This window comes from Kamptonema animale CS-326, assembly GCF_028330895.1.
In the GTDB taxonomy this organism is placed as follows: Bacteria; Cyanobacteriota; Cyanobacteriia; order Cyanobacteriales; family Microcoleaceae; genus Kamptonema; species Kamptonema formosum.
Genome location: NZ_JAQMUA010000033.1, coordinates 1 through 3,685 on the forward strand (window position 1 = coordinate 1; position 3,685 = coordinate 3,685).

The following is a 3,685-nucleotide window of genomic DNA, read 5'->3' on the forward strand; positions in this document are numbered from 1 at the left end:
GCAGGGGGCGTTGCAGGGGGCGTTGCGGGGGCAGTTGCGATGGGCGTTGCGTTTGGTGTTACCTTCGGTGTTGCAGTGGGCGTTACATTGGGCGTTGCAGTGGGCGCTACGAGGGGCATTGCGTTTGGTGTTGCAGTGGGCGTTGCGTTGGGCGTAGGAGGAACGATAAACCTCTGGCTACCAGTCCTACTCTATCCCTTCCTCACAGTATTTCATACTCTGATCTATCGACTAGACCAACTACGCAACAGTAGTAAACCCAGTCTCTTACGCTATCATTCCGCTTTTTGGAATGAATGGCAACGCCTACCTCTGCATAACTTAGACCAGCACGTTCTCCTAATTATAGAACGTAACCCAGAGGAAGGAAAAGCCGCCCTTAATTACCTAAGTACCAGTCGTCAACGTTGGGCTGCACAAGCCGTACAAATAGAATTAGATGCCAGATACTTAGAAAAATGTGCAGATGTAAAAGCCATCAGTAACACTCACCTTAAAATAGCAGTTGGCGAACTAAATAGCCCCGTCAAAACCCTACTCAGTAGCTTTAGTCATATCAGCCAAGATGTAGATGCAGCCATCAACCAGGGAAGTGTTTACAACCAGCGTTTAGCCCTCAGTATAGTAGCAGAAAGATTAAACAGATTTATTCGAGAATTAACCAGCAGCAGCGATAAATATTCCGTGCGATTTTACCCCATCGCTACCCAATGGTTTGGAATAGTGACCAACCATATACAAGAATTAGTTGAAACAGTCGAACTTCGCCAAGAAATTGATAACCCCTATATCATCGGCGTACCTCTCAACGAACAACAAGAAATCTTTAGCGGACGCACAGACATCGGTACTCGCATCGAACAATTAATATTAGACCGCCGCCGTCCACCTTTGCTACTCTACGGTCAGCGACGCATGGGCAAAACCTCCCTCCTCAATAACCTGGGACGCTTGCTACCCAATAGCATTATCCCCATGTTTGTAGACTTGCAAGGGCCAGTTTCTTCCGCCAGTGACTATGCAGGTTTTCTCTACAATATCGCCAGAGCAATGATAGAATCAGCACAACGTCAAAGTGGTTTTAATCTCCCACCTCTTACCCGTGAAACTTTAGCTGCTGACCCTTCCACCTATTTTGATGAATGGCTGGATAAAGTCGAACAAACCCTAGACCAAAATATTGCCTTACTTTCCTTCGATGAGTTTGAGGCGCTAGATGCTGCTATCAACAAAGGACGCTTTGACGAACAAGATGTTTTAGGAATGTTGCGTCACCTCATCCAACATCGGCCGCGCTTCAAATTGCTATTAGCTGGTAGTCATACTATCGAGGAGTTTCAGCGTTGGGCTAGTTATTTAATCAATGTCCAAGTATTACATATCAGCTATCTGAAAGAACACGAAGCGCGTCATTTAATTGAGCAACCCGTAAAAGATTTTACCCTACGTTATGAACCGGATGCTGTTGAGCGAGTGCTGCAACTTACTCGCTGTCACCCGTTTCTGGTACAATTGCTTTGCGCTGAAATTATTTACCTTAAAAATGAGCAAGACCCCTCGGTGCGGCGCTTGGCAAATTTAGCCGATGTGGAAGCAGCAATACCTAAAGCTTTAGATAGTGGTAGTTTCTTTTTTGCCGATTTTCAAAGTAATCAAGTAGATGCTGCTGGTTTAGCTGTCTTATGTTTCATCGCTGCACAGGGGGAAGGTGTTATCGTTAGCCGAGAGGTTTTATCGCGTCAGTTTGTTGATAATTTTGCTGATAATTTAGATAATATTATTGAATTGTTATTACGGCGGGAATTAATAGAGGAAGTGGGCGAAGGATATCGCTTTCAAGTTGAGGCAATTCGCCGCTGGTTTATCAAGGGTTTGAAGCGCGGATAGAAAGACAAAATAGCCAAAATAGCCAATAAAATACCGGGCGATTGAAAGAGACTGTTGGCGAATGTATGAGGGGTTTCACCCATCATACATCGCCGTCCTGAATAGGCAGAATGATTGTGTAATCACGCAGCATATTAAATAATTTATTATGACTCTTCATCCCCGCGACTGGTCGTCAATTCCAGAAATGACAGCAACTGTTGCACGAACATCCTTTCCCAAAGGAAATCCATATATGAAAATGCGCGACGAACTCGGAGTCTTGTACTTAGATAGTGACTTTATAACTTTGTTTCGAGCTGACTGGGGTCAAAGTGCTTTATCTCCAGGGCTATTAGCATTAGTCAGTGTGATGCAATTTGCGGAGGGATTGACTGACCGACAAGCGGCAGAAGCGGTGAGAAGTCGTATAGATTGGAAATATGCTTTGGGATTAGAAATTACTGATAGCGGTTTTGATTATTCAGTTTTAAGTGAATGGAGAAGTCGATTAATTGCTGCGGGACGTGAAAGGCAATTACTTGATAAAATGCTAGCACATTTTCAAGATAGGGGATGGCTCAAAGCCAGGGGAAAAGCTAGAACTGACTCAACCCATGTCATCGGAGCCATCCGCAAAATGAACCGTCTAGAATGCGTGGGAGAAACTTTGCGTCACGCCTTAAATCAGCTAGCCACTGTTATCGATGCACGCAATCGGACAAAAAGAGATACTAATTGGACAGGTTATACAGTACATCTTACAGAAACTTGCGATCGAGATTTACCTCATTTAATTACTAATGTGGAAACGACACCCGCCACCATCGGAGATGTCGAAATGACTCAGGTGATTCATCAAGCTTTAGCTGATAAACACCTGTTACCACAAGAACATATTGTCGATACTGCTTATGTTGATGCTCAACACTTGCTCGCCAGTGAGACTCAATTAGGTATTGAACTCCTTGGCCCTGTACCCTCTGACTCAAGTTGGCAAGAAAAAGCCAAGTTGGGCTTTGAGCTTTCTTGCTTTACCATTGATTGGGAGCATCGCCATGCGAATTGTCCGCAGGGCCACATCAGCCAATCCTGGCATCAACGCTCGGATCACTATGGCAATCCCGTGATTCAAGTCCGCTTTCGTCGGCCCGATTGCGCCGCTTGTCCTGTTCGCTCTCAATGTACTCATTCGCCGGCCGGGGCTCGTGTTCTGACTCTGAAACCTCAACCTCTGTATGAAGCTCTAGCTAAGGGTAGGGCGAGACAACATACCCAGGAGTTTAAGCAGCGTTATGCCCTACGGGCTGGTGTTGAAAGTTCGCTCTCTCAAGGAATTCGTGTTTTCGGTTTGCGCGGGGCTCGTTACATGGGTCTTGCCAAAACTCGTCTACAACATATTGTGACTGCTGCTGCGATGAATCTTTCAAGAATGTGGGCGTTTTGGCGTAACATTCCGATTGGCTTGACCCGTGTCTCTAATTTTTCTGCTCTTTTTACTTCGGGCTCATCATAGTTCTTTTGCCATGATTATGGGATGTTTGGTTTCACCCTTTTTTAATTCGCCAACAGTCTCTTGAAATCGCGGCTACACAAACAAAGTCCGCCTGCGCGGACTAATGAGGTTGATAGAGTTTTCTCACAATCGAAAATATCAATTAACAACTAACAACCAACACTGGGGGGGTGACAATCCGGCCCAAAGGCTTATGGGGTAAAGATTGAGCCGAGTTGTGGTAAAAAAAGATAGGCAGCCAAATTGTTACACGCTTGCCTATCGAAAAACATAATGTTACCCTCATTTTATCAGATCCACTTA

At 45.1% G+C, this 3,685-nt stretch carries 2 protein-coding genes; both read left to right on the forward strand.

What is annotated here, in order from left to right:
* Positions 1–1,887: AAA family ATPase (locus PN499_RS02375; RefSeq protein WP_272030076.1), on the forward strand; the 1,887-nt coding region annotated here is incomplete at its 5' end.
* A gap of 187 nt (positions 1,888–2,074) precedes the next feature.
* A complete protein-coding gene (locus tag PN499_RS02380; RefSeq protein WP_465249958.1) occupies positions 2,075–3,382 on the forward strand; it encodes a transposase in 1,308 nt (435 codons plus the stop codon).
* The last annotated feature ends 303 nt before the right edge of the window (positions 3,383–3,685 follow it).

Coding starts and splice junctions, on each gene's coding strand:
- PN499_RS02380 (WP_465249958.1), top strand. CDS start 2,075: ATGACAGCAACTGTTGCACGAACATCCTTTCCCAAAGGAAATCCATAT.